We start from the raw sequence: 24541 nt of genomic DNA on the forward strand, positions 1-24541 counted from the left end.
AGTGTCATTACTGGAATCATAGACAGAATCATCACGCGGAATCACAGCTTAGCCCATCGCTAGGTTTTCCCACTCTTCATAAGCTTTTGCAAGCTGACTTTTGTGCTCCTCCGATGACTGCTGTAGTTCCTGTAATTTCATATAATCCTGATACACTTCTGGCAAAGCCATCTGTTCTTCGAGCGAAGTGATTTCGGACTCCAATTCGGCAATCTGTTGCTCCAGAGCTTCCTGTCTGCGCTGTCTGTTTCGTTCTTCGCGTTTGGCTTGTTTATCTGCCTCAAAGGAAGCGGCACCGGATTTTTCAGTTGTTGCTGAATTGGCACTTGCTGCTGCGGAAGAAGCGGATTTGGAAGAGGCTTGTTGAGCCTCGGCGGCCTCACGTGCAATGTCCTCCAATTCCTGCTTTTTCTCCACGTAATCGTCATAGTTGCCGAGGTATTGCTCGGTGCCGCCCGGATGAAGCTCAACGATTCGTTCCGCCATTTTGTTCAGGAAGTACCGGTCATGGGAGATAAAGAGCAGCGTTCCTTCGTAATCCATTAAGGCGGCTTCCAGCACTTCTTTGGCGAAGAGATCGAGATGGTTCGTCGGCTCATCGAGAATAAGCACATTGGCTTCCTTCAGCATGAGCTTGGACAGGGACACGCGAGCCTTCTCCCCACCGCTGAGCGAGGATATTTTTTTGAGCACATCATCACCGCTGAACAAAAAGTTACCCAGTACGGTCCGAATGCGCGCTTCTTCCATGCCCGGATAAGCACTCCACAGTTCTTCGAGCACCGTATTGGATGGATTCAACCCAGTCTGCTCCTGGTCATAATAACCGATCTGTACTTTGGTGCCCCACTGAATATCACCCTGCGCAGGACGAAGACTTCCGGTCAGACATTTCAACATCGTTGATTTTCCGATCCCGTTAGGCCCGATCAGCGCCACGGTTTCACCACGTCGTAAGTCGAAGGATACATTGCGGAACAGAGGTGACCCCTCATCGTATGCTACGGATAACTGATCAACACGCAGGACTTCCTTGCCAGACATCACAGCGGTCTCGAATGAAAAATGGGCTTTTTTGAGATCGCCAAGTGGTTTGTCCAGACGATCCATCTTCTCCAGTGCTTTGCGACGACTCTGTGCACGCTTCGTCGTTGAAGCGCGTACGATGTTCTTTTGCACAAAGTCCTCCATCTTGGAGATTTCATCCTGTTGTTTCTCGTATTGTTTCATCTGAATCTCATACTCGGCTGCCTTCAGCTCCATATAGCGGCTGTAATTGCCTGTATATTTTTTGGAGCGATGACGTTCGATTTCAACGATGGTCGTTACGAGTCTGTCCAGGAAGTACCGGTCATGGGATACAACTAACAGTGCCCCGGAGTATCCTCTCAAATAATCTTCCAGCCATGTCAGGGTTGCGATGTCCAGATAGTTGGTAGGCTCGTCCAGCATAAGCAGATCGGGAGCTTGCAACAGAATGCGAGCTAGTGCGAGTCTGGTCTTCTGACCGCCGCTGAGTGTGCCGATTGGGGTATCTGGGGAGAACTCGCCAAAACCCATACCATGCAGTACGCTGCGAATACGTGTTTCCATCTCGTAACCGCCATGATCCTTAAACCAGTCCGAGCGTCTTGCATAGCGTTCCAGCAGATCGGCATATTGCTTTTCATCCTCCATGAATGCAGGATCGGCAATATCATGCTCCATCTGTCTCAGTTCTGCTTCAGTCTGGGTCAGATGAGCGAAGACATGCATCATTTCTTCCCAGATGCTTCGATTGGACTGCAGACCGCTGTTCTGCGCAAGGTAACCAAGGGTTGTTTCTTTGGATTTGAAAATTTGTCCCCTGTCATAGGACATTTCTCCAGCGATGATTTTGAGTAAAGTGGATTTTCCCGCACCGTTAACGCCAACCAGGCCGATGCGCTCACGTTCTAATATTTGTAAGTTCACGCCGTCCAGGATTGGATCGACACCAAAACGTTTAATAATTCCGGATACTTGCAACAACATAGAATTAAGTTCCTCCATAGGTCGAGTTCTGAATTAGACACTTACTTCCCAGTTTACATGAAAAACAGAGCAAATGCACCGATGGGGAACGGTTCCGGCTTGTAGTCTTTTTGGTCAATCAGTGATAAACTGAAAGAAGGCATGTTATACCATGACGATTTTGCAGAAAATGAATCATTTGAACCTGATCATCCAGATGACATCTTGTCTTAACATAGAAGTGCAATGGCTTGAATTTATTTTTTACCTTCCACATCAACAGGAGGTTCGTCAGCATTATGCAGGATCATGCGGAACAGAAGAAGCAGCTTCGCTCCCGGCTTAGACAGCTACGCGATCGTTTGGACGAGCAGATGCGTCAGCAAGCCAGCATGCGATTGAATGACGGACTGAAGCGTGAACTGGATCGCCTGCGGCTAAACAAGAACAGGCAAAAGCGTGAGGCGCTGGTTATTTTCAGCTACCTGTCTTATGGCAGCGAGGCTTCCACCGATTTTCTTTTTGAAGAGGGGTGGAAGCAAGGGGATGTGTTGCTAGCGCCCAAAGTGCTCGCTGATCCGCCACGAATGGAACTGCGGCGAGTGACGAGCCAGGAGGATATTGAACCAGGCGTTTGGGGCATACCTGAACCTAAGGCGTCTTGTGAAGTGTTGCAACCCGAAGATTGGCCGGCTTTGGATCTGGTGCTGGTACCCGGACTGGGTTACGACCTACAAGGAGGACGTATCGGATACGGTGGTGGTTATTACGACCGGTTTGCAGCGAGTCTTGAGAACCAGTGTGCTAAGCAAGGTAAAAGACCTCTCATGGCTGCTTTGGTATTACCTGGCCAGTTGGAGCCGGACATTCCGATGGACCCGCTAGATCTGCGGCTGGATCTGTTGATAACACCCGAAGGTATATTACATATCGAATAAAGGGTTGTGATGTGATTGAACTCAGAAGTAAACCAAGGTCAAGCTTCCAGTGGGAAGCTGACTCATTTTAATGAACAGGGACGAGCCCGGATGGTGGATATTTCGGGTAAGGATGTAACGGTTCGTACCGCTGTTGCTGTAACGAAAGTCACGATGAACCCGGAGACACTGGAAGCCATTCGCCAAGGCCGTATTGGGAAAGGCGATGTGCTCGCGGTTGCTCAGATTGCCGGTATCCAAGGGGCGAAAAAAACGTCGGATTGGATTCCGATGTGTCATCCGCTTGCACTGAATGGTGTGGATATTCGTTTTCATGATAACGGCGTGGACGAACTCCATATCGAAGCAACCGTCAAGACAGAAGGCAAAACAGGCGTTGAGATGGAGGCACTGACGGCGGCCTCGGCTGCGGCACTTACGGTCTATGACATGTGCAAGGCGATGCAAAAAGACATGATCATCGGCCCGACTATGTTGCAGTCCAAGAGCGGCGGTAAAAACGGTGATTTCAACCGATAAGGGATATTTATTTTCATAGAGGAGAAGGGTGATCTTTATGGTGTGGAGAACAGCAATCCTGACAGCCAGTGACAAAGGGGCCCGTGGAGAACGTGAGGATACAAGTGCGCAAGTGATACGGGAACTTGTAGAGGAAGAACTGGGTGGACAGATCGTGGAGTATCGGATCGTTCCGGATGAGCCTGATGAGATTATTGCGGCATTAATCGAGATGACCGATTATTTTCACGCCGATCTCGTACTAACAACGGGTGGAACGGAGCTGGCCATTCGGGATATTACGCCTGAAGCGACCAGACGAGTGATTGAACGTGAAGTTCCCGGCATGGCGGAAGCGATGAGATATAGTGTGATGAGCAAAAATCGCTCTGCGATGTTGTTCCGCGGGGTATGCGGGATTCGCGGCCGCACATTGATTGTGAATCTGCCGGGTACGCCGAAGGGCGTGCACGAACATCTGGCAGCCATTATGGACCAGCTTCCGGAAGCGCTCCTGATGGTAACGGGCCAATTCAAGCAATAAGGAAAATAAAGCACAGTTATAACATTTTACGGGTTATGTAAGTGGTTACATCTGTGGTATGATGGGCATAAATCGAGATGCAGTTCAGACATCTGATGAACATGACTTAAGATTTGCGCATGTTGAACGCTTGAAACAAGGAGGAAGATCAATGTTAAGTTCGATTGGACCAACAGGATTTATTTTGCTGGCCGTGATTGCATTGCTGTTGTTTGGGCCTAACAAGTTGCCGGAATTGGGACGGGCTGTCGGGCGTACGTTCCGCGAGTTCAAGGAAGGCGCACGTGATATTATTTCGGACGATGATGCTTCCAGCCGCAAAGAGCAGGAGAAAACGAAACCGGTAGCAGCAGATACAACGGCCGCTGAGAAACCTGTGGATAAACGCCTGCCGGAATAAGTTTCATGGCTATGAGAGAGACCCCTTCCTGCCGGAAGGGTTTTGTATTTTAAAGCTGGAATTCCAGGGGAGGCAGGCATGACGCAGCAAAATGTTGAAATGACGCTTTCGGAACATCTAAGCGAGCTGCGCAAGCGGCTGATTTATGTATTGAGCATTTTTATTTTGGGGCTGATTGCAGGTTTTTTCGTGGCAGACCCGGTCTATCAGTATTTGACGAAGGCAGAGACGGCCAAGGGCTTCGTACTGCATGCGTTCTCGTTCTGGGACGGTATCGGGATTTATATGAAGATTGCCGGGCTCTTTTCCATTATTATCACGTTGCCTTTTACGGTATATCAGATTTGGAAGTTTGTTAGTCCTGGTCTGCGGCCACAAGAACGTAAGGCATCTCTGAAGTATGTCCCTTATGTATTTCTACTGTTTCTGGTGGGTGTCGCTTTTTCGTATTATGTTGTTTTTCCAATGGCGCTTGCGTTCACAACAACGATTACGGAGAAAATGGGGCTTGTCGAGACGTACGGTATGAAACAATACTTCAGTTTCCTGTTTGGCATTGTATTGCCAGTGTCACTGCTGTTTGAGTTGCCACTGCTGATTATGTTCCTGACAGGGCTACGCATTCTGAATCCGATTCGTCTGCGTAAAATGCGCAAAATTTCTTATTTCGTGCTGATTTTTATTGCAGTGGTCATTACGCCGCCAGACTTCATATCTGATCTGCTTGTCATGATTCCGTTGTTGCTCTTGTACGAGATCAGTGTGTTTCTATCCGCCATTGTGTATCGCAAGCAACTTGCAGCCGATCAGGAGATTGAAGCGCGTTATGTGCGATCCGAGGACAATCAGCATGCAGGATAGAGCAGTGAGAATTTTATGTATTTAGAGTGAGCATGTAACACCCTGCATCAAAAAAGTGAAGTGTGAGTGGAGGACGAATCTACTCGCCAGAAGACCCGGAGAAGACGATTTGTCCTGTTCCGGGTCTTCTGTTTTTATTGGAAGATGAGAAGAGATCTGGACATGCAGGCATATTATGCGGGGCGATGGATACAATGGAAAAGGGGATACGGGGTGAAGTTTGCATCCAGGGCAACGAATCTCGTAAAATAGAAAGGCATGAATGTAACATTCATCCAGCTGTATCAGGCGTGATCTGGCTTTTGGATATAAGCGGTCAAGCTGTATGGATGTAAATTCAACGTAAATTCTCGCAAGAATTCATCAAAAAGACTTGAAATCATGCTTCAAGTTGAGTATCATAAAGTTGGTTGTTAGCACTGAACACTGTCGAGTGCTAATACATATGGCTGCAACCTACAAATGCAAGGCTATATAATTTTAAAAGGAGGCTATTTTTCATGATCAGACCTTTAGGTGAACGCGTATTGGTAGAACCACTGGAGCAAGAACAAACGACTTCTTTCGGGATCGTACTTCCGGACTCCGCCAAGGAAAAACCGCAAGAGGGTAAAATCATTGCAGTTGGTGCGGGTGCACTGAAAGACGGCGTACGTGTAGCTCTGGAAGTGAAAGAAGGAGATCGCGTTATTTTCTCCAAATATGCCGGTACAGAAATCAAATTCGAAGGTAAAGAATATTTGATTATGAAAGAGAGCGACATTCACGCGATTCTCGACTAATTTCAAATTTTAATCGGTTAACCGAACCATATAGCAGTATCATTTTACACAATATACTAGGGAGGTTTTCTTAAATGGCTAAAGACATTAAATTCAGTGAAGACGCTCGTCGCTCCATGCTTCGTGGTGTGGATGCATTGGCTAACGCAGTGAAAGTAACGCTCGGACCAAAAGGCCGTAACGTGGTTCTGGAGAAGAAATTCGGAAGCCCGCTCATCACGAATGACGGTGTAACGATTGCTAAAGAAATTGAACTGGAAGATGCATTCGAGAACATGGGTGCTCAACTGGTTAAAGAAGTTGCAACGAAAACAAACGATGTTGCCGGTGACGGTACAACTACTGCAACAGTACTTGCTCAAGCCCTGATTACAGAAGGTTTGAAAAACGTAACTGCAGGCGCTAGCCCAATCGGTATCCGTAAAGGGATCGACAAAGCGGTTAAAGCTGCGGTTGCTGAATTGCAATCCATCTCTAAACCGGTAGAAGGCAAACAATCCATCGCACAAGTAGCGGCAATCTCTGCAGCTGACGAAGAAGTAGGCGAGCTGATCGCTGAAGCTATGGAAAAAGTGGGTAAAGACGGCGTAATTACCGTTGAAGAATCCCGTGGATTCGCTACTGAGCTGGAAGTGGTTGAAGGTATGCAATTCGACCGCGGATACATCTCTCCATACATGATCACAGATACGGACAAAATGGAAGCTGTTCTGGATAACCCGTACATCTTGATCACAGACAAAAAAATCTCCAGCACACAGGACATCCTGCCATTGCTTGAGAAAATCGTTCAACAAGGCAAACCGCTCGTATTGATCGCTGAAGATATCGAAGGCGAAGCACTGGCGATGCTGGTTGTGAACAAACTGCGTGGTACATTCAATGCTGTAGCGGTTAAAGCTCCAGGATTCGGTGACCGTCGTAAAGCAATGCTGCAAGATATCGCTGCCTTGACTGGTGGCCAAGTAATTACGGAAGAACTGGGTCTGGATCTGAAATCCGCAGTTGTAGAACAACTGGGTACAGCTCGTCAAATCCGTGTTACGAAAGAAAACACAATCATCGTTGACGGAGCTGGTAACAAATCCGATATCGATGCACGTGTTAGCCAAATCCGTACTCAATTGGAAGAAACCACTTCCGAGTTCGACAAAGAGAAACTGCAAGAGCGTCTGGCTAAATTGTCCGGCGGCGTAGCGGTAATCAAAGTCGGTGCGGCAACTGAAACTGAATTGAAAGAACGCAAACTGCGTATCGAAGATGCCCTGAACGCAACTCGCGCTGCGGTTGAAGAAGGTATCGTATCCGGTGGTGGTACTGCGCTTCTGAACGTATATCATGCTGTTGCTGGTGTAGCATTGTCCGGTGACGAGCAAACAGGTGTGAACATCGTACTGAAAGCTCTGGAAGCGCCAATCCGCACAATCGCGGCTAACGCTGGTGAAGAAGGTTCCGTCATCGTGGAACGTCTGAAAAAAGAGCAAGTTGGCGTAGGTTACAACGCTGCGACTGGCGAGTGGGTTAACATGATCGAAGCAGGTATCGTTGACCCTGCAAAAGTAACGCGTTCTGCACTTCAAAACGCGGCTTCCGTAGCAGCCATGTTCCTGACAACTGAAGCGGTTATCGCTGATAAGCCAGAACCTGCAGGCGCTGCTGGCGCTCCTGACATGGGCGGCATGGGTGGTATGGGCGGCATGATGTAATGAACAGGGAAAACCCCTGTTACAGCAGGGGTTTGACCTATAAATATGATAACTTGTTAACGAATTGTTAACAATCAATCCATTTTTTTAGAGGCTTTCATAAGTTCGCTGAACTTTTGAGCAGCCTCTTTTCTTTTTGGTTTAGTTATGTGGAGGTATATACGTCTTGTGATCTCGTCGTTAGCATGTCCAAGCCTATGCATAATCTGTTCCAAAGTAGCCCCTGCTTCGGCAAGCAACGATGCATGTGTATGTCTTAAAGAGTGTGGTGTTAAGTTCGTATTTAGGTTGGCTAATTTTATTAGTCTAGCCATTCTAAGCCCTACCTTTTTGGGTATTTCAGGATAACCCGCAAATGCTCCGACTCTGGCGAAAACAAATCCCTCGTCGTGATATGAATTTGAACGTTTCTCCTTTTCTATCTTATGGAGTTTAATTAGATTTTTGATCATATCCATGACTTCTTCATCAACATCAATCTCACGAAATGATGAAACTGTTTTAGGAGTCACAAGAGAATACTTCTTGTAATTATTTTCTGGGTTATAAAGAGTTTTCGTGATTCTTATTTTGTTTTCTTCGAAGTTTACATCAGTTTCTTTGAGAGCGCACAACTCCCCGACTCTTATTCCTGTATAAGCCAGTGTATTAAATGTCTCGTAATCATTCTCCAAACCATATTCTTTCACTGTTTCAAGAAATAATAGAAGTTCATCTCTTTCTAAATATTCCGGGAGGTCTGTGTTGTCTTCTAAATCTTTGACTGTTTTTGCTTTTTTCGGTACTTTCGCGTCTATTGTAGGATCTTTCTTTACTGCACCAATTTTAACTCCATGTTTAAAAATCATACTAGCAGTAGCGTGTACGCCAGACATGGTGTTATCGGCCAACCCTTTTTTTATTGTATTTCCTTCACTATCAAACTGACCTTCCATTAGTGTGATCAATGAATCTTGATAATCATTATGTGTGATATCCATAGCTTTTTTCATTTTAAAGAACGGCAACAATAAATTCTTTTCAACATTTCTAATTCTTATAGTGCCTTCCTTTTTTGGTTTTCCCAGGCGTTTGTAGTTTATCAGCCAATCATTTGCTAATTCCTCAAAAGTCATTTTATTTTCGGCAACATATTGACCTTTATTCATTTCAGAAATTAACTCTGCCGCAGCTAATTGGGCCTCTTTCTTTGTTTTAAAACCACCTTTGCTTTTCTGTTTCCTCTTCCCACTCAATGGGTCTATGCCTATGTCAATCATATAACTCCATGTGGAACCTCTTTTATAAAAGCTTCCTTTCACATCTAAACTCTCCTTTAAATTTCTGGTTTGTAATGACCTGCGTAAACTCCACAAATTGTTACTTCATTAGGCATCACCTCCACAGACTGGTAAGAAGTATTTTCTGGACTCAAGGTTATTTTCGGGGATCCCTCAGACCATTTCATACGTTTGAGACTACCTTCTTCTCCGTTAACAAGAGCAGCCACTATTTGACCATTAAATTCAGCCCAACTTCCTCTACGAAGGAAAACAATATCACCATCATCTATCCCAGCCCCAATCATAGAATCACCTTTGACTCTGAGAGCGTAATCAGGCTGCTGGGATTTCAGAAATGGATAGTTCACATATTCTTCAATAGCCTCAATTGGAATCAAGCCATTACCTGCACAAATTGTCCCTACAAGCGGGATGGGTTTCATACTCTTCATCATGGAAAAGTATTGACCGAGTTTAGGAGAGAACTTATTCACTAAAGAATTTAAAGTCTCAATAATCTCATGTTTTTGATCAACATCAAAATCATTTTGAAGGTATGCGGATTTCAACTCATCTAACTTAGCATTCTTGTAAAGATCTACTGAATCCTCGTTAACAAACAGCGCAACTATTTGATTATGGATATCATTATCAACCTGTTTATATAAAAATGCTGTATTAAGCAAATCAAATATTTTATTGTCTAATTCCTCATTTTCATTCAATAGATCTTTCATATACATTTCGTGTTCTGCACTAAGACCATCTAAGTAACCAGCTGCTTTCATCAATTCACCATATGTAATGTTGTTTAAGTGTTTAGATATTTTCATCAAAGTTTCTGGAGATGGATCTTGGGTGTTTTTTTCAATTCTGCTAAGTGTCGCAGGGGAGACACCAGACACTATAGATAGATCTTTCATTGTTTTGAACCCATTCTTTATACGTGCTTCTTTTATTAAATCACCTATTTTAATTTCGCTCATCGACTCTCAAAAATCTCCCTTCATCTAATGCTTGAATTTATGATAACACAATTATTGCGTGTACGCAATTATTTTTGATTTTCGTATTGCGTGCATGAAATTGCTGTAATATAATCAAATTGCGAGGACGAAATCACCTGAAAAATTAATTGCAATCACGCAACTAGAGGGGAGGTGATCGCATGAAAAAGTTCGTCGTTCGCTTGAGAGTGAAAGAACTCATGAAAGCACAGATCGACAAAGACATAGCTTCAGATAAGGAATTAGCAGACTTGCTGAATGTTAACGTTACTCAGATCTGGAGAATAAAGCTGCCTGTAGAAGACCCTCGAAACAATGTTCCTGGTAATCAGTTCATTGCTGGTGTTATGGAGATTTTTGGCGGAAGGTTTGATGATTATTTTTACATCGAAGAAGTTGATGATCCACGTAAGACAAAGCAAAAGCAAGAAAAAGTAACTGTGTGAGCGAGGTGGTTGAAATGTCAAAAACGAGAATTTACTCGTGGGATCAGTTGCCGGATGTGTTAACAGCTCAAGATATCGCGGACATTTTTGTTTTATCCAGAAAAAGGGTGTATGAGCTTATGCAAATTCACCCTGATCACGGGGGCATCCCTAACTATCTTGTTGGATCATCAAAAAGAGTTGATAAGCCAGATTTATTGTGTTGGAAAGAACGGTTGAAGGAGGCAAACAGATGAATGAGATCATGCCATTTTTTTATGGGGCTTCGCAAGTGAGAACAGTGACTATCGATGATGAACCATGGTTTGTCGCAAAAGATGTTTGCGCCGTACTAGAAATTGATTCCTCACAAACTCGTCGACTTGATGAGGATGAAAAGGGGTTGCATTCAATACAGACCCCCGGAGGAGTGCAGAACATTCAAGTTGTTAACGAACACGGTCTTTATTCTTTAATCTTTGGAAGCCGCAAACCAGAAGCTAAAAATTTCAGACGGTGGATCAATCACGACGTAATCCCATCAATTCGCAAAACAGGAAGCTACGGTACAGACATAGACCTTTCTAAACTAAGCCCTGAACTACAAATGTTCAAAGCGACATTCGATGCTGTAGCAAAAGCTCAACTCGAAGCAACTGAAGCTAAACAGCAAATCGCTGAGGTTCAGAACAAAGTAACAACCATCCAAGAAACTATCTTACAACGTGACGACAACTGGAGAGCCAAAATTACAGGCATGCTTAACGGAGCTGCGCAAAAGTTTGGCGGTCACCAGGAGATACGCAAGGAAAGCTACTCAAGGCTAGAAGAACGCGCTCATTGCAAACTGAATATTCGTTTGGCTAACTTGAAAGAACGTCTCGAAGAGAGCGGAGCAACCAAGACCAAGGTGGATAAAGCAAACCGGTTAGACGTCATCGAATCAGATCCGAAGCTGAAAGAGATTTACTCGATCATTGTCAAAGAGTTGTCCATCGGATCACTGATTTAGCTGTGTAACTTCGTTCATATGATTATCAATACGTTGTTACCAGATTCTAAGTTTCAAAATTAATTTACAGGAGGTTCACTATGCCAACACCTACAGAATCATTAACCGCTGCATTTTATAACTGCAAGGAACGTAACTGCTCAAAAGAACAACTGGAAGGCTTCCTGGATCGAGCTAGAACTCAGTTTGCTTGTAATGAAGGTATGCAGTCTATTATTGCACATTTGCAAGATCAAATTTGAGAGGGTGATAGCTGTGAAATATGAATTCAAAGGTATTGTACGTGGCACATTCAGCCAGTATCAAACATTTGGTTGTGTTGAAAATCCAGTAGTTGTTCTCTCTTCAAACGATCTGCATGAAATGCTTGATGGCCTTGCACTGGATGAATTCGTTTTTGTTCTTAAAACAAATGGTCGGCGCATTAAGGACCCGGTTCGCTATATCAACCGCTTGGGCTTGAACTTCCGTAATTACACACGGGAAGGAGCTAACGAATATGAACAAACTTCTGTTGCTTAACATCACTGGATTTTTCAAACAGCTTGAGGAACGCATGATTGCTGATTGTCGGCCTAACATCGCTGCACATGCCAAACGGCAATACGAGAAGTACAACCGGCAGCTGGAGGCGTTGCGCGAATGCTGATACCAACTTGGTTTTGGATTGTTTGGACGCTGTCAATGGTTGTTACAACAAAAATGGCGCTGCAAGGAAGTGAAGACGATGGACAGATTTGAGCAAGGTTTACCGGATCCGCAGCATGCTGAAGTGGTCGATGATTGCTTAGGGTGCGGCGGCGAGATTTACCGGGGTCAAGAGGTTGTGAAGTACGGTGATGGATTGTGTTGCAACTTCCGGTGTTTAGGCTTGGCAATGAATGCAGAAAAAACTACGGCAGGTGAATGACATGCAGATTCGCATCAAAGCAAGCGACAATTTCGAGGATCGTTTCGCACTCAGTTTATCAGGCGGTCAGTACAAAGATAGTCCTTATCCTATGTTCGTATTTCAAAACGAGTTACAACGCAATCGTTACGATCAGATCAGACGACAACGGAGGGAGGAAAACGGAGATGGAACAACTGTTAAAGGTAATCCAGATGCTCGAAAAGCTTCAAGAAAATACAGACATTCAGGGGAATTCCGCATCTAACATTCTTAGAGAGACGGGAAACTTCATCCAGTATGATTTGGATCGGGCAATATCATTGTTGCAAGATGCCCGAAACGAACTGGAAAGCAAAACGACTCCAAAGGCGGCAACCTCTGAAGTCGTGTAACACTCTTATTAAAATCAATTTACGGTCAATATAACAAAATAATAGGAGGTTGTAAAGCATGCACATTAAACGCCTTGAAATAAAAAACTGGTTAGGTATTAAGGAATTGCAGTTTAATCCAGGAAAGATCAATAAAATTTCCGGTGATTCAGGCAGTGGAAAATCCTCTGTATTGGAGTCATTGGAGAAGTTATTCACCAATAAGAACCGTAGAACGGAAGTAGTACGTCATGGTGATTCTGAGGCTGAATTATTTGTTGAATTGGATGATCAACTTGAAGTATCAAGGAAAATTCGTACTGAAAAGTCCGACTATTTGAAAGTGAAACACGATTCTAAAGCTGTCAGCTCAACTGAATCTTTCTTGAAAAAACTTGTGAATGGTGAAATTTTCAGGCCAGTTGAATTCGTGAAGAAATCACCTGATGAACAGGCAAAAATCATTTTAAACATGTTGGAAATACCTTGGACAACAGAAGATATCAAACAGTGGTTTGGTGAGGTTCCAGAAGCTGACTACCAATTGCACATTTTGCAATTCCTTAAACAAATAGAGTCCGGGTATTATTCTGAACGTGAATCAATCAATCGTGAGGTTAACTTGCTACGAGCAAACATTGAAGGGATCAAACGAGATTTGCCACCTAACTATGATGGAGAAGAATGGAGAGGCATCAACCTTCAATCTCTATATAAGTCATTATCTGACGCGGAAGAGTCAAACAAACGGTTGCTCGAAGCGCAGAATCTCGTAGAGGGATTGGCTATAAGAATAGATGATATCAAGCGCAGAGCAGAAAACGCGGCTGAGGAAAAACGCTTAGACTACAATCGCCAACGAGATGCTTTGACATCTTCAATAAAAAGATTGGATGAAAATGTACAGAGAGAACAAGTAAGCATCGATGATGCTAATCGCAGAGTACTAGAATCTGCCACGCAACTGGATAGCGAGTTGGAGCAAGCCATCGAGAGATTGAAGCTTCAATATCAAGCTAAGAAGCAGACTGCAAGGGAAGAAATCCAGTTGGCATCGGAACAATCCCGTGTATTCATTTCGGAATACAAGGAACAGATTGCAGAAAAAAAGGCTACTCTATCAAGTTTAGATGAACATGAGCGTAAAGACATTGAGAAGATTAACGACCACCGCGAAACATTAATCTCTGCGGAGAATGACAAGACAGGTAATGCCCAACAAACTATCGATACACTCAAACTAATTGACACAGAACCATTAAAAGAAGCAGCTAACAATGCATCTGAAATGAAAGAGTATCTCCGGGAATGGGAACGGATGAATGACATTATCCGAGAGAAAATCACTCCAAAAGAAGAACGCAGTGCAGAACTTACAACTAAAATCAAAACTGCTCGTGAACTGCCTCAGACGCTACTCAAAACAGCATCGTTACCTATCAGTGGTCTTGAAGTAGATGAAAAAGGGCGCATCCGGATCAACGGAACACTTATTGATGGTTTGAGTGAAGGAGAAGCGATTACATTCGCTTTCAAACTTGCAAAGGCTCAAGCAGGAGAACTGAAGGTTATCTGTGTGGATGGATGGCAAAATCTTGGAGAAGAAATGCAACATTCGATTATAGAGGAAGCCGCTCAGGATGATCTTCAATACTTTATCACCGAGACGGTTCCAGGCAAAGAATTCGATATTCAGGTGGAGGGATAAACGATGTCAGATAAATTGCTGGTTATCCATAACAATCTGGAGAAGTTACTGGATTCAAAACGCGAAGCAATGCCTACCAACTTCAACAAAACTCGTTTCCTTCAAAACTGCATGACGGTTCTTCAAGACACAAAAGGAATTGCACAATGCGATGCTACCAGTGTTGCGAGAACTATGTTGAAAGGTGCGTTCCTCGGATTAGATTTTTTCAACAAAGAATGCTACGCAATTATTTATAACGGATCAGTTCAATTCCAAACAGACTATAAAGGCGAAAAGAAACTCGCAAAAAAATACAGTGTGCGACCAGTGAAAGATATTTATGCCAAATTGGTTCGCGAAGGTGATGACTTCCAAGAAGAAGTCACAGATGGGCAACAAACAATCAGTTTCGCTCCAAAACCATTTAATGACAGCGAAATTGTCGGAGCCTTTGCAGTAGTCCTGTTTCATGATGGTGGTATGACTTATGAAGCCATGAGTTCAGCTGAGATAGAGAAGACCCGGAAAGATTATTCCAAGCAGGCTAACGGTCAGGCATGGACTAAAAGCAAGGGTGAAATGTATAAAAAAACCGTCCTTCGTCGTCTATGCAAAAACATAGAATTGGACTTCGACACAATTGAACAAGCGATGGCATTCGAAGATTCTAGTGACTTTGATATGAACAAAGAACCAAAGCCGCAACAGAGCAGCCCTCTCAATCCTGAACCTTTAATTATCGAAGCTGAGTTTACAGAGGTTAAGGAAGGAGAAGGTGATCCTGATGAAACTCAACAAGAATAATTACTTCAGCCAGGAAGCTAATCAACATTATATGTCAGTAAGCCAATTCAAAAGCTTCTTACCATCATATAACGGATGTGAAGCAGCGGCTATGGCTGGCATAAATGGAGAATGGGAACGTCCATATGTTTTAGCTTTCGATGAAGGCCACTATGTGCATGCATGGAACGAAGGAACTCTGGATGAATTCAAATCTGAGAATCCTCACTTATACGCCAGTACAGGTAAAACAGCAGGACAATTAAAAGCTAACTTCCAACATTGCAACACAATGATAGAGACTTTAGAAAGCGATCCGCTTGTAATGAAGGCCTTGGGTGGTCAAAAAGAAGTCATCATGTCAGCTGAGTTGTTCGGGATTCAATGGAAAGTGATGTTGGACAGTTACCAACCTCAAACTGGGATCTTCGCAGACTTGAAAACCATGAAAGAAATGGACGGGAAGTTTTGGAACAACGAGGTTGGTATCTATGAGAATTTCATTGATCACTATGGATACAACCTGCAGATGGCGGTGTATGCGGAGGTAGAACGGATCGTAAACAAAAGAGATCAATGGTTGCTTCCACATATGGTTGTAGTGACCAAACAGAAGCCGCCAGACCACGATATTATCTATTTTGACTATGACGCTATAGAACAAGGCTTACACATTGTAGGCAAGCATATAGAGCGAGTTAAGGCTGTTAAATCAGGCACGGAACAAGCGGTACGGTGTGAAAAATGTGAATACTGCCGTTCTACTAAAAAGATTCAACGAATCAAACATTTCTCTGAACTTAAACTCTACTGAAAGAAGGAATTACATTGTTGAACCGTGTTGTTTTGATAGGCCGCTTGACCCGTGATCCTGAGCTTAGATATACCCCGAGTGGGGTTGCAACCACTACATTTACCCTTGCGGTAGACAGACCGTTTACGAATCAATCTGGAGAGCGTGAGGCTGACTTCATTCCTGTGGTTACATGGCGGCAGCTGGCTGAGACGTGCGCTAACTATTTGCGGAAAGGACGCTTGGCAGCAGTCGAAGGACGTATCCAGACTCGGCACTACGAAAATAACGAAGGCAAGCGAGTATACGTGACTGAAGTCATCGCTGATAATGTGCGATTCTTGGAATCTGCTAACCAAGGAAACGGCAGTCGGAGCAACTCAACCAATCAAGATCCATTTACCGATGATGGCAAACCAATAGATATTAACAATGACGATCTGCCCTTTTAGAAGGAGGGAACTCCATGGACTTTGAATTAAGAGCCGTTCCTAAGCCTAAACACAAGCGGTTTAAGCGAACTGCAAAGCAACGCGGGCAAATAACTGGCGATGTGTATGACAAGGCCTTAGAACGGTCAGGAGGATATTGTGAGCGTTGTGGGAAGGGTGGATATCTTCAATGCGCTCACTTGATTAGACGGTGGAAAGTGGAAACTGAAACAACAGTAAATGATGTAGCAATGCTATGCGGTCCCAGTACGAATACAGGCACTTGTCATAACATTATTGACTATACACGTAAAGGCAAAGAGTGGGCGGCAGAATACCGCGAGAAGTTATACAAAATGAATGGATAGCGTGGTGATAACATGGCTTGGTTAGAGAGTCATCAAACTCTTGGCCGGCATCGCAAGACAAAACGTTTGGCACGCAAGCTTGGAGTATCAGTACCAGAAGTTATCGGGCACCTCCACCTATTATGGTGGTGGGCCATGGATAACTTGCCAGATGGTTGCTTGTCGGAGTTAGAACCTGAAGATGTTGCAGACGAGATGATGTGGACCGGCGATGCCCAATTACTTCTGGACAAAATGATTGAAGTTAATTTCATTGATGTGATAGACGGTAAACTTTATATCCATGATTGGCATGACTACATTGGTAAGCTGGTAGAAAAGCGCAAAAATGACGCGGACAGGAAACGGAAGTCACGCGGAAAACCCAAAGGAAATCCAGCGGATGTCCAACGGACGTCCAACGGAAGTGTCGCGGATGATCTGTGGGACGGCGCTGGTAACAGTACAGTACAGTACAGTACCTTACCAAGTAATACTACTACTACTGCAGATGAACTTGAAAAAATAGAGAAAGCGTATAGTCAAATTCATGGTTGCTTTGGACTAAAACCGAAAGATTGGCCTTTAGTATCGAAGTTGGTTGATCAAGGCATTACATCCGATTTAATTATCGAAGTTATGACTGAACGATACAAAAAGAAGATTGAAGAAGGCGGGAAGGTTAATGGGTTCTCCTTTTATACAAATGCAATTCAAGAACGGCATGCACAGGGGAAGTCAACGGACAGATTGAGTTTCTTGGACGATATGGTTTAGGAGGTGCTTCATGGAACGACAGGATGCATTAAAACTGTTCAAAAAACTCGCATCCAGTTATCCAAGTTGGAAAGTGGATCGGGATATTGCGGAAAACTGGCTCGAAGAGTTGGAACAGGCAGACTCGGATAGCTGCTGGGCAAACGCCAAGGAACATATCAGGGAAAGCAAGTTTGCTCCATCCATTGCTGAGATTGTTAAACCGAATGCCAGGATAGCAGCGGAACGCGAGAAACAAAGGACGCGTGAAATGTTGGATGAACAGGATCGGCTGAGACAAACAGTTCCTGTGGACCCACCATGGAAGCGCGAGGGGATTAGTAAGGAAGAATGGATGCGCCGAACGATTGCAGAACACAAGGCGAAGAAGTCATGAACTATTACAACTTAGAAGCTGAGCAATCCGTTCTCGGTTCGATCATTATACAGCCTGATTTGATTTATGAGTCCTTGTTGACCGAGGAAGAGTTTTTCAACGAATCTCACCAGATTATATTCGCAGCAATGGTGGAACTGCGGAAAAAAGAAATTTTAATTAATGTTGTCACCCTTTCAAACGAATTAAAGGACGAACTGAGTGATGTTGGCGGAATTAGTTATCTGCTGAAACTCAGTGAGTCCGTACCAAGTGTAAGTGACTTTGCAACACACGAACGCATAGTTAAAGATCGGTATCTTATGCGAAACGGCATGCAAGCGATTAAAGAAATATCGAGCAGTGGCATAAACGATCCAAAGGAACTTGGCGCAGAACTTATGGACCTCTCGGAATCACTTGCTGACCAAAGTCGGAGCACAGATGGCTTCAAACACATTAGCCAAGGTATTATGGAACACTCTGATGAGATAGACAGAAAGAAATACGAAGGGAAGGCATTCGGAGCATCCACGGTGGGCAAGGACCTTGACGAGATAACAGGGAAGTGGAAAAAGCAGACCCTCAATATAGTCGCTGCAAGGCCCTCTGTGGGCAAGACAGCCTTCCTCCTTAACAATGCCGTCCGGAACGGCAAAGACGGCCTGACGGTTGCTATATTCAGTCTGGAGATGCCTGAAATGCAACTCTACGACCGAATGATAGCAGCAGAATGTAATATTGACGGTCATCGGGTGGAAAGAGGACAGCTAGAGGATCATGAGTGGGAAAAATACACCCTAGGACTATCTGAACTCTCACAACTGGACATTTACATTGATGATCGACCGGGACTGTCAGTTCAAGAAATTAGATCTGCTGTGCGGAAGTTAAAAAAGAAATGCCCTGAACTCATTGTGTTCATAGACTACCTCCAATTGATAAAAGGCGGCAGTAAATACAGTAGCAAGAACCGTAACGAGGAAGTGGGCTTCATAAGCTCTAGTTTGAAGCAGATGGCCCGTGAGAACGATTGTCCTGTAGTTGCATTGGCTCAGCTTAGCAGAACCGTAGAACAGCGGCAGGATAAGCGTCCGATGATGTCGGACCTGAGAGAGTCAGGAAACATTGAGCAGGACGCAGACACAATTACTTTTCTGTATCGGGATGACTACTACAACCAGGAAACCGAGAAGAAAAATATCATTGAAATGATTGTGTCCAAGAACCGTAATGGTAGAACCGGAACAGCTGAAATGGTGAACATGAAAAATTACGGTAAATTTCTCAACTATGAACGTGCTCATATTATGTAGCGAGGTGATGATATGAAGCTGCTTGAAAATATGACTAATAATGAATTGATAGAGACAACACAAAAATCGGAATTTGATTATGACATACGGATTGAGGCTTCAAAAGAATACCTGAAGCGAATGGGAGTGATTGCGAGTGACTCTGACGCAAGCGGGTGACAAGGGGAAGGCGAAAGAAAGTGTCTCTAAAATAGTTGTAGCTTGTCAGGATATGAATTTTATTTGGCGGACAACACATGTCTATGAGTTTCGAAGCATGTGGCAAGAAGGACTCAGCATAACGAAGATGGCTGAATATTTTGAGAGGCCGGCACTGGAAATTATCTTGCTTGCTATGGATCAAGCAGACAAAGGGAAGATCAGCGAACGACCAGGCGGAATGTTGGGAGGTATACATCAATGGAAAGATTGATACTCAACGGAACGGCGCCAAGTGTAAATCATATGTACCAAAATGCCAGAGTCGGCAAACGGCTAATAAAAGTAATGAAACCTAAGGCGAAAGAATGGTTTGAAGAAGCCGCTTTGCAAGCATTGCTATGGCGGAGTGAAAACAAGTGGTCCACAACCTCTGGGAAAGTCGTTGTAAGGCTCTGGTACTTTTTCCCGGACAACAAGAGGCGTGACACTCACAACACCTTAAAAGCGCTCCTAGACGCTCTAGAGAGTGGTGGCATATATGCAGACGATAAGACAGCATTACCACGAATAATGGATTACGAAGTGGATAAAAAGAATCCACGCATTGAGATTGAATTCGAAAAAGTCGTATAACAACGTATTGAGGTGATTAATATGGACTGTGACTACGATCTGACTGAAGAGGATTATCAAAAAGCTATATCAAACGGAATCCACCGAGAAAGAGCGCGAGAAAGATTCTACAACCTCGGATGGGATAAGGAACGGACTATTACTGAACCGATCAATAAAAAAGCTGACAGATCTAACTGGATCAAGATTGCTGCTGAACACGGGATAACAAGAGCGGCGTTCAACACTCGTTTGCAAAGAGGATGGAGCGAAGAAAAGGCAGCAACAACACCTAAACAAAGCTTTGCATTTGCACAGAAAAAGAGACATGAAGAAATGCGGAAATATCCTTTGGAACATCTAGAAGCGGCTGTTCGGAACGGAATAACTGAACAGACATTCAGACGTAGAGTGCGTGAAGGTTGGACATATGAACAGGCATCAACTATGAAGTCGTATCAAAGAAATCCTAAACCAAGCAGAAAAGAGATGATCAAGAAATGAACGTGAAAATAAAAAAGTTACATCCGGAAGCGAAAACACCTGTATATGCCAAACCGGGAGACTCGGGTTTTGATTTAGTCGCGTTGCAAGATGTGATTATCCCAGCTGGGGAGACAAGAAAGGTTTTAACAGGTCTTGCGTTTGAGATACCAGACGGATACGAGATGCAGATACGTCCACGATCTGGTCTGACACTTAATTCAAAGTTACGAGTGCAGTTGGGTACGATTGATTCCAGCTATCGCGGTGAGGTCGGGATCATTGTGGATCACATTTTCAACGGCGGCGACTTGCAATCTATCTTCGGCAACGACACTGACATATTGATTGAAAAAGGTATGAAGATAGCACAGGGCGTTATTGCTCCGGTTGTGAGAGTTTCATTTGAGGAAGTTTCGGAGTTGAGCGAGAGTGAACGCGGTGACGGCGGATTTGGTCACACAGGCGAATGAGCAGATTGGATGTGTTGACAGAAATCAATTTGCTGATGAACCAGAAATGTAAAAGATGCAAGACTCACTACGAACTATCTAAAAAGCACGGTAGCAACTTTTCGAAAATAGATAACCACTGTAACCGCAATTGCGAAACTGGTCAGAAAATCCAAGAACTCGGCAAGCAGCTAACCAAATGAACGGAGGTACAGCATGCATAAGCCAGAACGATATGACCCCTACTTTTCGGATATCCCATGGGACATTATCCATGATGAAAAAGGCAAGGTGATTGGAGAGGTATACCTGGTATTTCCACGCGATCTACCAGAGTGGATAAAGCCAAAGAAAAAGCCCCGGAGTTATCACCTATACAACGCATAACCCACAGGGAGGAATAGATATGAGAAGTAATTATGGAAGCTACGACGATCCAGAACCGTGCCCTTACTGCGGCGATGATTGCCATGCGGACTTTGTGGATGTAGGAGTTGGAATGGTTCAATGCGGCCCTTACCATTGCGAAAGTTGTGGAGCCAGCGAAATTGGGCCTGAGCTCAAAAATTGGTACGTAGGCGAGAGAGATGAATACGGATCAGTAATTAAACCTGAATACAAGGATGGATTTCCTGTTCTAAGCGATGGACACCCTTTCTCGGAAGTAGAACTTGAAAAGGGATGGTACGACCCTAATAAAAAGAAAGTTTCGCCTTATGCAAACACAATTAATGGGGTGCTGGTGGATCACCAAACTGCAAAAATCGCTTACGAATTAGGATTTTTAGATGAAAAGAAGTTTGATTGACCACGATTTAACCCACCAATAAACCATCTAAGGGAGGATACACCCATGCAAGATCAAGCAAATTTGACAAATGAGCAGACAGTGGAAGAGAAACTGATTGCTACTTATACAGCCTTTTTAGATCACAATATGGAGCCTCAGCATTATGGACTAAAAGAGCATCAACTGTTTCAACAAGGAATGTTAACAGCACTAAAAATCCTTGGAATGAAAGTTCCTGGAATTAACGATTAGGGCTGGAGCGGAGGATGCAGATGGAAAGACCACAACTTAACACTACAGCATTACAGATTTGCAACCAAAATTACAAGTCTAATTGCGGAGGGTGCCCGATCCGCAAAGCATGTGTACAAGGGATTGGAGCAGGTCAAGACGCACTTAATCGTTGGGTTACAGGAGTAAACGAAGCGGCAGAAGGGGTTTAGGGTAGCATCCCCAGGAAGGGAGTAAGACACATGAAACAATACGCAGTGTATAAAGGCGAAAAATTGGTAGCAATGGGTACGTCCTATCAATGTGCCCAGCAGATGGGTGTAACCGCAAAGTATATCGTATGGATGACAATGCCGGCGGTAAAAAAACGGCTGGCGAAACGGAAAAACCCGGATAAAGCAACGACTTGTGACGTGCTTGACTGAGGGGTACCAAAGAGGAAGGGGCATAGCCTCTTCCCACCATATAAAACATTAATAAAATTGGAACGGTACCGCTGTTTTTACATTATTTAGATTAATTTGTGGGTTTAGGCCCACCAAAGGAGAGATAACATGCACCAGTTCGAAGGACGTAGGAACAGAGCTAAAGCTTGGTGCTTTGATAACGGAGTTACACGTGAACAAATAGAAACAGCCTGGAACAATGCAATCAAAGCTGGAAATCAGAAGATTATCCAACTCAAGAACAGCGGATGTATATGGGAGGATATAAACCATGTTTTAATCATGCAGTTGCTTGAACGGTACGGCAATAAATAAGTGAGGTCCATAGGGCCTCTTACCAAGGAGGGATATACAGATGGACTACAACAAATTAACTGAAGACCTGAAAGCCGCACACAATGCGTCTAAGGATGCTACCGAGTTCACGGTGGATGGAGGCACGGCGAACGTAGATAAAGTATTCCTTTCGTTGCCAAGAGCGCGAGAAGCAAAGGTGTTGGCGGCTATCAAGGCTGCTGGATTGTACTGCCGTGGAAAGCGGCGTTGGATCGGAGACGGATATATGCTGACGGTCAGCAAGGGGCAAGGAGACGTTAACACAAAGGCTGTGACGGTGTTTGTAGCTGAGATGGAACGAAGAGGTTACCAAGTGCTTGCATATCGCCAAATGGATTAAGGGAGGAAAACCAATTATGAGAACACCTATGGAAATTAAACGTATCCTGGCAGCGGCAAGAGTACCGTATCCAGACATTTTAATGGACGAATTAGAAGAGGCTCAGAATGAAGTAGAGCGGCTCCGCAAGGAGATTGAAGAGGTACACACGTATCGCAAGAGCATGGTTAAGCTAATGAGAGATGTGACGGACATCCTTTCTATGAGCAATCCAGCTTCTCCGGATGTAGCACTAGAACGCATATATAGATGGCTGGAAGAGAACAAGCCAGTGGGTCAGGAAGGAGAGGGGAACCAAGATGAAACGGTATGAGGTTCTCAAAAACCTTCACAATATCAACGAAATGACAGACCATGAGATTGAAATAAACAAAGAGTTCATTCGTCAAACGGCTATTGCTGCATACAGCTTAATCAAACAAAAATACAAACCAAAGGAGAAGGGTTGAGGCTAGGGCCTCTCCCTACTAAGGAGGATATAACGCACATGAACGTAAAGGACATGACAAATGAACATCTGAATATTGAGTTGTCCAAACTGCTTGGTAAAACTGAAAAAAATGCTACACAAATTAACTACGGTCATATTTGCGACTATTGCACTGACGCTGTTACCTCGTCGGAACTACAAGAGAAAATTATCGGGATTGATACAGAACGGTACGTTAGGAATTTAGGTGGGGTTGTGAGCGATTGGAAGAATGAGAAGTACAAGTGGAACACAGTTGCCAAATTATTGACTGCTACGCCTCGTCAAATCGCTGAGGCAGCGTATATGACATTGAGGGAGGATATATAGATGACACAAACAGCGTTGACCCGGGAGCAAGTGTTGGCGATGGAGCCCGGAAATAAACTAAATGCATGGGTTGCTTGGAAAGTGATGGGGTACAGTGCAACAGACACCAGTTTTAATCCGCATAAAGGTGAACTTTATATTCGAAAACTTGTGAAAAATGCAAGCTTAGGAAAACTTCCAAATGGTGTTGCAATAGTTGAATTTGCATACATGGAAATGTTGCCTGAATTCTCTGAGAATATTACAGCGGCGTGGGAAGTCTTCACACACTTTGATATGCCGCTTGTTCAAAAAATGTTTGATAGAGATGACCGGGATTACTACATTTGTGAAATTGGACCATATCGAGCAAGAGGGGCAACAGCGCCCGAAGCAATCTGTAAGGCAGCTCTATTGGCTGTACTGGACATATAGGAGGGATAGACGTAATGGAACGAACAGCGAAGATACATGAACTAAAAGTGTTACCTGAGTACTTTAAAGCGCTTTGGGACGGAACAAAGACATTCGAAGTCCGGCTGAACGACCGGGATTATCAAGTTGGAGATACGTTGTTTCTGCTAGAGATTGACCCTGAAACAAAGATCAGAACAGGCTCAGGATTATGTAAGCGGGTGACATACATTTTGGACGCGCCGGAGTATGTGAAAGAAGGATACGTAATTATGGGTTTGAGCAACTGGTCTCGAAAGGCAGACAGTGAATAATTGGCCGATAGGCCATCGTTTC

At 44.1% G+C, this 24541-nt stretch carries 42 protein-coding genes; 39 read left to right on the top strand and 3 right to left on the bottom strand.

Going from position 1 to position 24541, the window contains the following annotated elements:
• Positions 1-48: 48 nt before the first annotated feature.
• Positions 49-2013 (bottom strand): ABC-F family ATP-binding cassette domain-containing protein, encoded by a 1965-nt coding sequence (locus tag FS818_RS16860; protein WP_145333289.1) that lies wholly within the window; start codon positions 2011-2013, stop codon positions 49-51.
• Positions 2014-2291: 278 nt separating this feature from the next.
• On the opposite strand from FS818_RS16860, the gene FS818_RS16865 reads away from it, so the two are divergent.
• The 8 genes from FS818_RS16865 (at position 2292) to groL (ending at position 7721) form a co-directional block, all read left to right on the top strand.
• Positions 2292-2930, top strand: a complete 639-nt coding sequence (locus tag FS818_RS16865) for a 5-formyltetrahydrofolate cyclo-ligase (RefSeq protein WP_145333290.1) — start codon at positions 2292-2294, stop codon at positions 2928-2930.
• Between the two features lie 15 nt (positions 2931-2945).
• A complete protein-coding gene (gene moaC / locus FS818_RS16870) occupies positions 2946-3449 on the top strand; it encodes a cyclic pyranopterin monophosphate synthase MoaC (RefSeq protein WP_311278768.1) in 504 nt (167 codons plus the stop codon).
• A 37-nt stretch (positions 3450-3486) separates the two neighbouring features.
• Positions 3487-3972, top strand: coding sequence for a MogA/MoaB family molybdenum cofactor biosynthesis protein (locus FS818_RS16875; RefSeq protein WP_017690080.1), 486 nt, complete (start codon positions 3487-3489; stop codon positions 3970-3972).
• 151 nt (positions 3973-4123) lie between these two features.
• Positions 4124-4372 (top strand): twin-arginine translocase TatA/TatE family subunit, encoded by a 249-nt coding sequence (gene tatA / locus FS818_RS16880; protein WP_145333291.1) that lies wholly within the window; start codon positions 4124-4126, stop codon positions 4370-4372.
• A gap of 78 nt (positions 4373-4450) precedes the next feature.
• Entirely contained in the window at positions 4451-5233 is a 783-nt protein-coding gene (tatC, locus tag FS818_RS16885) for a twin-arginine translocase subunit TatC (protein WP_145333292.1), read from the top strand.
• A gap of 62 nt (positions 5234-5295) precedes the next feature.
• On the top strand, positions 5296-5568 hold the full coding sequence (locus tag FS818_RS16890; RefSeq protein ID WP_145333293.1) for a hypothetical protein: 273 nt from the start codon (positions 5296-5298) through the stop codon (positions 5566-5568).
• Between the two features lie 165 nt (positions 5569-5733).
• Complete coding sequence (groES, locus tag FS818_RS16895; protein ID WP_090918205.1) at positions 5734-6015, top strand: co-chaperone GroES; 282 nt, start codon at positions 5734-5736, stop codon at positions 6013-6015.
• 74 nt (positions 6016-6089) lie between these two features.
• Positions 6090-7721, top strand: a complete 1632-nt coding sequence (groL, locus tag FS818_RS16900) for a chaperonin GroEL (RefSeq protein WP_145333294.1) — start codon at positions 6090-6092, stop codon at positions 7719-7721.
• Positions 7722-7795: 74 nt separating this feature from the next.
• On the opposite strand, the gene FS818_RS16905 is transcribed toward groL, so the two are convergent.
• Together FS818_RS16905 and FS818_RS16910 are read right to left on the bottom strand one after the other, a co-directional pair.
• Positions 7796-9022 (bottom strand): site-specific integrase, encoded by a 1227-nt coding sequence (locus FS818_RS16905; protein ID WP_260989897.1) that lies wholly within the window; start codon positions 9020-9022, stop codon positions 7796-7798.
• A 14-nt stretch (positions 9023-9036) separates the two neighbouring features.
• A complete protein-coding gene (locus FS818_RS16910; RefSeq protein ID WP_145333295.1) occupies positions 9037-9969 on the bottom strand; it encodes a helix-turn-helix domain-containing protein in 933 nt (310 codons plus the stop codon).
• Between the two features lie 182 nt (positions 9970-10151).
• On the opposite strand from FS818_RS16910, the gene FS818_RS16915 reads away from it, so the two are divergent.
• The 31 genes from FS818_RS16915 (at position 10152) to FS818_RS17045 (ending at position 24519) form a co-directional block, all read left to right on the top strand.
• Positions 10152-10436, top strand: a complete 285-nt coding sequence (locus tag FS818_RS16915; protein WP_145333296.1) for a hypothetical protein — start codon at positions 10152-10154, stop codon at positions 10434-10436.
• A gap of 232 nt (positions 10437-10668) precedes the next feature.
• Positions 10669-11427, top strand: coding sequence for a BRO-N domain-containing protein (locus FS818_RS16925; protein ID WP_145333297.1), 759 nt, complete (start codon positions 10669-10671; stop codon positions 11425-11427).
• An 80-nt stretch (positions 11428-11507) separates the two neighbouring features.
• Complete coding sequence (locus tag FS818_RS28840) at positions 11508-11669, top strand: hypothetical protein (protein ID WP_186375516.1); 162 nt, start codon at positions 11508-11510, stop codon at positions 11667-11669.
• Positions 11670-11682: 13 nt separating this feature from the next.
• The gene (locus FS818_RS16930; protein WP_145333298.1) at positions 11683-11949 is read left to right on the top strand and encodes a hypothetical protein; all 267 of its coding nucleotides are present in this window, start codon (positions 11683-11685) and stop codon (positions 11947-11949) included.
• Positions 11927-12076 carry a hypothetical protein gene (locus FS818_RS28845; RefSeq protein ID WP_186375517.1) on the top strand — a complete coding sequence of 50 codons (150 nt, stop codon included), beginning with the start codon at positions 11927-11929 and terminating at the stop codon, positions 12074-12076. Before FS818_RS16930 ends, FS818_RS28845 begins: the two co-directional genes overlap by 23 nt.
• Positions 12077-12154: 78 nt before the next feature.
• A complete protein-coding gene (locus FS818_RS16935; protein WP_145333299.1) occupies positions 12155-12337 on the top strand; it encodes a hypothetical protein in 183 nt (60 codons plus the stop codon).
• Positions 12338-12504: 167 nt separating this feature from the next.
• Entirely contained in the window at positions 12505-12711 is a 207-nt protein-coding gene (locus FS818_RS16940; protein WP_145333300.1) for a hypothetical protein, read from the top strand.
• Positions 12712-12769: 58 nt separating this feature from the next.
• Positions 12770-14398 (top strand): AAA family ATPase, encoded by a 1629-nt coding sequence (locus tag FS818_RS16945; protein WP_145333301.1) that lies wholly within the window; start codon positions 12770-12772, stop codon positions 14396-14398.
• 3 nt (positions 14399-14401) lie between these two features.
• Positions 14402-15184, top strand: a complete 783-nt coding sequence (locus FS818_RS16950) for a RecT family recombinase (protein WP_145333302.1) — start codon at positions 14402-14404, stop codon at positions 15182-15184.
• Positions 15165-15977 (top strand): PD-(D/E)XK nuclease-like domain-containing protein, encoded by an 813-nt coding sequence (locus FS818_RS16955; protein WP_145333303.1) that lies wholly within the window; start codon positions 15165-15167, stop codon positions 15975-15977. Before FS818_RS16950 ends, FS818_RS16955 begins: the two co-directional genes overlap by 20 nt.
• Positions 15978-15991: 14 nt before the next feature.
• Entirely contained in the window at positions 15992-16408 is a 417-nt protein-coding gene (gene ssb, locus FS818_RS16960) for a single-stranded DNA-binding protein (protein ID WP_145333304.1), read from the top strand.
• A gap of 14 nt (positions 16409-16422) precedes the next feature.
• Positions 16423-16755 (top strand): HNH endonuclease, encoded by a 333-nt coding sequence (locus tag FS818_RS16965; RefSeq protein ID WP_145333305.1) that lies wholly within the window; start codon positions 16423-16425, stop codon positions 16753-16755.
• Positions 16756-16767: 12 nt separating this feature from the next.
• Positions 16768-17511 (top strand): hypothetical protein, encoded by a 744-nt coding sequence (locus FS818_RS16970; protein ID WP_145333306.1) that lies wholly within the window; start codon positions 16768-16770, stop codon positions 17509-17511.
• 10 nt (positions 17512-17521) lie between these two features.
• Positions 17522-17887 carry a hypothetical protein gene (locus FS818_RS16975; RefSeq protein WP_145333307.1) on the top strand — a complete coding sequence of 122 codons (366 nt, stop codon included), beginning with the start codon at positions 17522-17524 and terminating at the stop codon, positions 17885-17887.
• A complete protein-coding gene (dnaB, locus tag FS818_RS16980; RefSeq protein ID WP_186375518.1) occupies positions 17884-19182 on the top strand; it encodes a replicative DNA helicase in 1299 nt (432 codons plus the stop codon). The genes FS818_RS16975 and dnaB overlap by 4 nt, the downstream gene beginning before the upstream one ends.
• Before the next feature lie 12 nt (positions 19183-19194).
• Positions 19195-19341 (top strand): hypothetical protein, encoded by a 147-nt coding sequence (locus tag FS818_RS28850; RefSeq protein WP_186375519.1) that lies wholly within the window; start codon positions 19195-19197, stop codon positions 19339-19341.
• A complete protein-coding gene (locus tag FS818_RS16985; RefSeq protein WP_145333309.1) occupies positions 19319-19594 on the top strand; it encodes a helix-turn-helix domain containing protein in 276 nt (91 codons plus the stop codon). Before FS818_RS28850 ends, FS818_RS16985 begins: the two co-directional genes overlap by 23 nt.
• Positions 19582-19956, top strand: a complete 375-nt coding sequence (locus tag FS818_RS16990) for a RusA family crossover junction endodeoxyribonuclease (protein WP_145333310.1) — start codon at positions 19582-19584, stop codon at positions 19954-19956. Before FS818_RS16985 ends, FS818_RS16990 begins: the two co-directional genes overlap by 13 nt.
• Before the next feature lie 12 nt (positions 19957-19968).
• Positions 19969-20439 (top strand): hypothetical protein, encoded by a 471-nt coding sequence (locus FS818_RS16995; protein WP_186375520.1) that lies wholly within the window; start codon positions 19969-19971, stop codon positions 20437-20439.
• Complete coding sequence (gene dut, locus FS818_RS17000) at positions 20436-20891, top strand: dUTP diphosphatase (protein ID WP_145333312.1); 456 nt, start codon at positions 20436-20438, stop codon at positions 20889-20891. Before FS818_RS16995 ends, dut begins: the two co-directional genes overlap by 4 nt.
• A 35-nt stretch (positions 20892-20926) precedes the next feature.
• The gene (locus tag FS818_RS29580) at positions 20927-21073 is read left to right on the top strand and encodes a zinc-finger domain-containing protein (protein ID WP_397351787.1); all 147 of its coding nucleotides are present in this window, start codon (positions 20927-20929) and stop codon (positions 21071-21073) included.
• 203 nt (positions 21074-21276) lie between these two features.
• On the top strand, positions 21277-21678 hold the full coding sequence (locus FS818_RS17010) for a hypothetical protein (RefSeq protein ID WP_145333314.1): 402 nt from the start codon (positions 21277-21279) through the stop codon (positions 21676-21678).
• Positions 21679-21723: 45 nt separating this feature from the next.
• Entirely contained in the window at positions 21724-21912 is a 189-nt protein-coding gene (locus FS818_RS17015; RefSeq protein WP_145333315.1) for a hypothetical protein, read from the top strand.
• 20 nt (positions 21913-21932) lie between these two features.
• Positions 21933-22103, top strand: coding sequence for a hypothetical protein (locus FS818_RS28855; RefSeq protein ID WP_186375521.1), 171 nt, complete (start codon positions 21933-21935; stop codon positions 22101-22103).
• Between the two features lie 30 nt (positions 22104-22133).
• Positions 22134-22316, top strand: a complete 183-nt coding sequence (locus FS818_RS17020; RefSeq protein ID WP_145333316.1) for a hypothetical protein — start codon at positions 22134-22136, stop codon at positions 22314-22316.
• Positions 22317-22692: 376 nt separating this feature from the next.
• Positions 22693-23013, top strand: a complete 321-nt coding sequence (locus FS818_RS17025; RefSeq protein ID WP_145333317.1) for a hypothetical protein — start codon at positions 22693-22695, stop codon at positions 23011-23013.
• A gap of 16 nt (positions 23014-23029) precedes the next feature.
• Positions 23030-23326: a hypothetical protein gene (locus FS818_RS17030; protein ID WP_145333318.1), complete on the top strand. Its 297-nt coding sequence runs from the start codon at positions 23030-23032 to the stop codon at positions 23324-23326.
• The gene (locus FS818_RS28860) at positions 23313-23462 is read left to right on the top strand and encodes a hypothetical protein (protein WP_186375522.1); all 150 of its coding nucleotides are present in this window, start codon (positions 23313-23315) and stop codon (positions 23460-23462) included. The genes FS818_RS17030 and FS818_RS28860 overlap by 14 nt, the downstream gene beginning before the upstream one ends.
• 38 nt (positions 23463-23500) lie before the next feature.
• A complete protein-coding gene (locus FS818_RS17035) occupies positions 23501-23812 on the top strand; it encodes a hypothetical protein (protein WP_145333319.1) in 312 nt (103 codons plus the stop codon).
• Positions 23813-24226 (top strand): BC1872 family protein, encoded by a 414-nt coding sequence (locus FS818_RS17040; RefSeq protein WP_145333320.1) that lies wholly within the window; start codon positions 23813-23815, stop codon positions 24224-24226.
• Positions 24227-24240: 14 nt separating this feature from the next.
• Positions 24241-24519: a DUF3850 domain-containing protein gene (locus FS818_RS17045; RefSeq protein WP_145333321.1), complete on the top strand. Its 279-nt coding sequence runs from the start codon at positions 24241-24243 to the stop codon at positions 24517-24519.
• Positions 24520-24541: the final 22 nt, after the last annotated feature.

This window comes from Paenibacillus xylanexedens (assembly GCF_007680605.1).
In the GTDB taxonomy this organism is placed as follows: domain Bacteria; phylum Bacillota; class Bacilli; order Paenibacillales; family Paenibacillaceae; genus Paenibacillus; species Paenibacillus xylanexedens_B.

What these genes read in the sequence shown, in the direction of transcription:
- groL (WP_145333294.1), top strand. Translation starts at nt 6,090, where the DNA reads ATGGCTAAAGACATTAAATTCAGTGAAGACGCTCGTCGCTCCATGCTT.
- FS818_RS17035 (WP_145333319.1), top strand. Translation starts at nt 23,501, where the DNA reads ATGAACGTAAAGGACATGACAAATGAACATCTGAATATTGAGTTGTCC.
- dut (WP_145333312.1), top strand. Translation starts at nt 20,436, where the DNA reads ATGAACGTGAAAATAAAAAAGTTACATCCGGAAGCGAAAACACCTGTA.
- FS818_RS16965 (WP_145333305.1), top strand. Translation starts at nt 16,423, where the DNA reads ATGGACTTTGAATTAAGAGCCGTTCCTAAGCCTAAACACAAGCGGTTT.
- FS818_RS17010 (WP_145333314.1), top strand. Translation starts at nt 21,277, where the DNA reads ATGAGAAGTAATTATGGAAGCTACGACGATCCAGAACCGTGCCCTTAC.
- FS818_RS17040 (WP_145333320.1), top strand. Translation starts at nt 23,813, where the DNA reads ATGACACAAACAGCGTTGACCCGGGAGCAAGTGTTGGCGATGGAGCCC.
- FS818_RS17025 (WP_145333317.1), top strand. Translation starts at nt 22,693, where the DNA reads ATGGACTACAACAAATTAACTGAAGACCTGAAAGCCGCACACAATGCG.
- FS818_RS17045 (WP_145333321.1), top strand. Translation starts at nt 24,241, where the DNA reads ATGGAACGAACAGCGAAGATACATGAACTAAAAGTGTTACCTGAGTAC.
- FS818_RS17020 (WP_145333316.1), top strand. Translation starts at nt 22,134, where the DNA reads ATGAAACAATACGCAGTGTATAAAGGCGAAAAATTGGTAGCAATGGGT.
- FS818_RS17015 (WP_145333315.1), top strand. Translation starts at nt 21,724, where the DNA reads ATGCAAGATCAAGCAAATTTGACAAATGAGCAGACAGTGGAAGAGAAA.
- FS818_RS17030 (WP_145333318.1), top strand. Translation starts at nt 23,030, where the DNA reads ATGAGAACACCTATGGAAATTAAACGTATCCTGGCAGCGGCAAGAGTA.
- FS818_RS16935 (WP_145333299.1), top strand. Translation starts at nt 12,155, where the DNA reads ATGGACAGATTTGAGCAAGGTTTACCGGATCCGCAGCATGCTGAAGTG.
- FS818_RS16970 (WP_145333306.1), top strand. Translation starts at nt 16,768, where the DNA reads ATGGCTTGGTTAGAGAGTCATCAAACTCTTGGCCGGCATCGCAAGACA.
- groES (WP_090918205.1), top strand. Translation starts at nt 5,734, where the DNA reads ATGATCAGACCTTTAGGTGAACGCGTATTGGTAGAACCACTGGAGCAA.
- FS818_RS16975 (WP_145333307.1), top strand. Translation starts at nt 17,522, where the DNA reads ATGGAACGACAGGATGCATTAAAACTGTTCAAAAAACTCGCATCCAGT.
- FS818_RS28850 (WP_186375519.1), top strand. Translation starts at nt 19,195, where the DNA reads ATGAAGCTGCTTGAAAATATGACTAATAATGAATTGATAGAGACAACA.
- FS818_RS16990 (WP_145333310.1), top strand. Translation starts at nt 19,582, where the DNA reads ATGGAAAGATTGATACTCAACGGAACGGCGCCAAGTGTAAATCATATG.
- FS818_RS16860 (WP_145333289.1), bottom strand. Translation starts at nt 2,013, where the DNA reads ATGTTGTTGCAAGTATCCGGAATTATTAAACGTTTTGGTGTCGATCCA.
- tatA (WP_145333291.1), top strand. Translation starts at nt 4,124, where the DNA reads ATGTTAAGTTCGATTGGACCAACAGGATTTATTTTGCTGGCCGTGATT.
- FS818_RS29580 (WP_397351787.1), top strand. Translation starts at nt 20,927, where the DNA reads ATGAACCAGAAATGTAAAAGATGCAAGACTCACTACGAACTATCTAAA.
- FS818_RS16910 (WP_145333295.1), bottom strand. Translation starts at nt 9,969, where the DNA reads ATGAGCGAAATTAAAATAGGTGATTTAATAAAAGAAGCACGTATAAAG.
- FS818_RS16950 (WP_145333302.1), top strand. Translation starts at nt 14,402, where the DNA reads ATGTCAGATAAATTGCTGGTTATCCATAACAATCTGGAGAAGTTACTG.
- FS818_RS16945 (WP_145333301.1), top strand. Translation starts at nt 12,770, where the DNA reads ATGCACATTAAACGCCTTGAAATAAAAAACTGGTTAGGTATTAAGGAA.
- FS818_RS28860 (WP_186375522.1), top strand. Translation starts at nt 23,313, where the DNA reads ATGAAACGGTATGAGGTTCTCAAAAACCTTCACAATATCAACGAAATG.
- FS818_RS16955 (WP_145333303.1), top strand. Translation starts at nt 15,165, where the DNA reads ATGAAACTCAACAAGAATAATTACTTCAGCCAGGAAGCTAATCAACAT.
- FS818_RS16875 (WP_017690080.1), top strand. Translation starts at nt 3,487, where the DNA reads ATGGTGTGGAGAACAGCAATCCTGACAGCCAGTGACAAAGGGGCCCGT.
- FS818_RS28855 (WP_186375521.1), top strand. Translation starts at nt 21,933, where the DNA reads ATGGAAAGACCACAACTTAACACTACAGCATTACAGATTTGCAACCAA.
- dnaB (WP_186375518.1), top strand. Translation starts at nt 17,884, where the DNA reads ATGAACTATTACAACTTAGAAGCTGAGCAATCCGTTCTCGGTTCGATC.
- FS818_RS16925 (WP_145333297.1), top strand. Translation starts at nt 10,669, where the DNA reads ATGAATGAGATCATGCCATTTTTTTATGGGGCTTCGCAAGTGAGAACA.
- FS818_RS16915 (WP_145333296.1), top strand. Translation starts at nt 10,152, where the DNA reads ATGAAAAAGTTCGTCGTTCGCTTGAGAGTGAAAGAACTCATGAAAGCA.
- FS818_RS16865 (WP_145333290.1), top strand. Translation starts at nt 2,292, where the DNA reads ATGCAGGATCATGCGGAACAGAAGAAGCAGCTTCGCTCCCGGCTTAGA.
- FS818_RS28845 (WP_186375517.1), top strand. Translation starts at nt 11,927, where the DNA reads ATGAACAAACTTCTGTTGCTTAACATCACTGGATTTTTCAAACAGCTT.
- FS818_RS16940 (WP_145333300.1), top strand. Translation starts at nt 12,505, where the DNA reads ATGGAACAACTGTTAAAGGTAATCCAGATGCTCGAAAAGCTTCAAGAA.
- FS818_RS28840 (WP_186375516.1), top strand. Translation starts at nt 11,508, where the DNA reads ATGCCAACACCTACAGAATCATTAACCGCTGCATTTTATAACTGCAAG.
- tatC (WP_145333292.1), top strand. Translation starts at nt 4,451, where the DNA reads ATGACGCAGCAAAATGTTGAAATGACGCTTTCGGAACATCTAAGCGAG.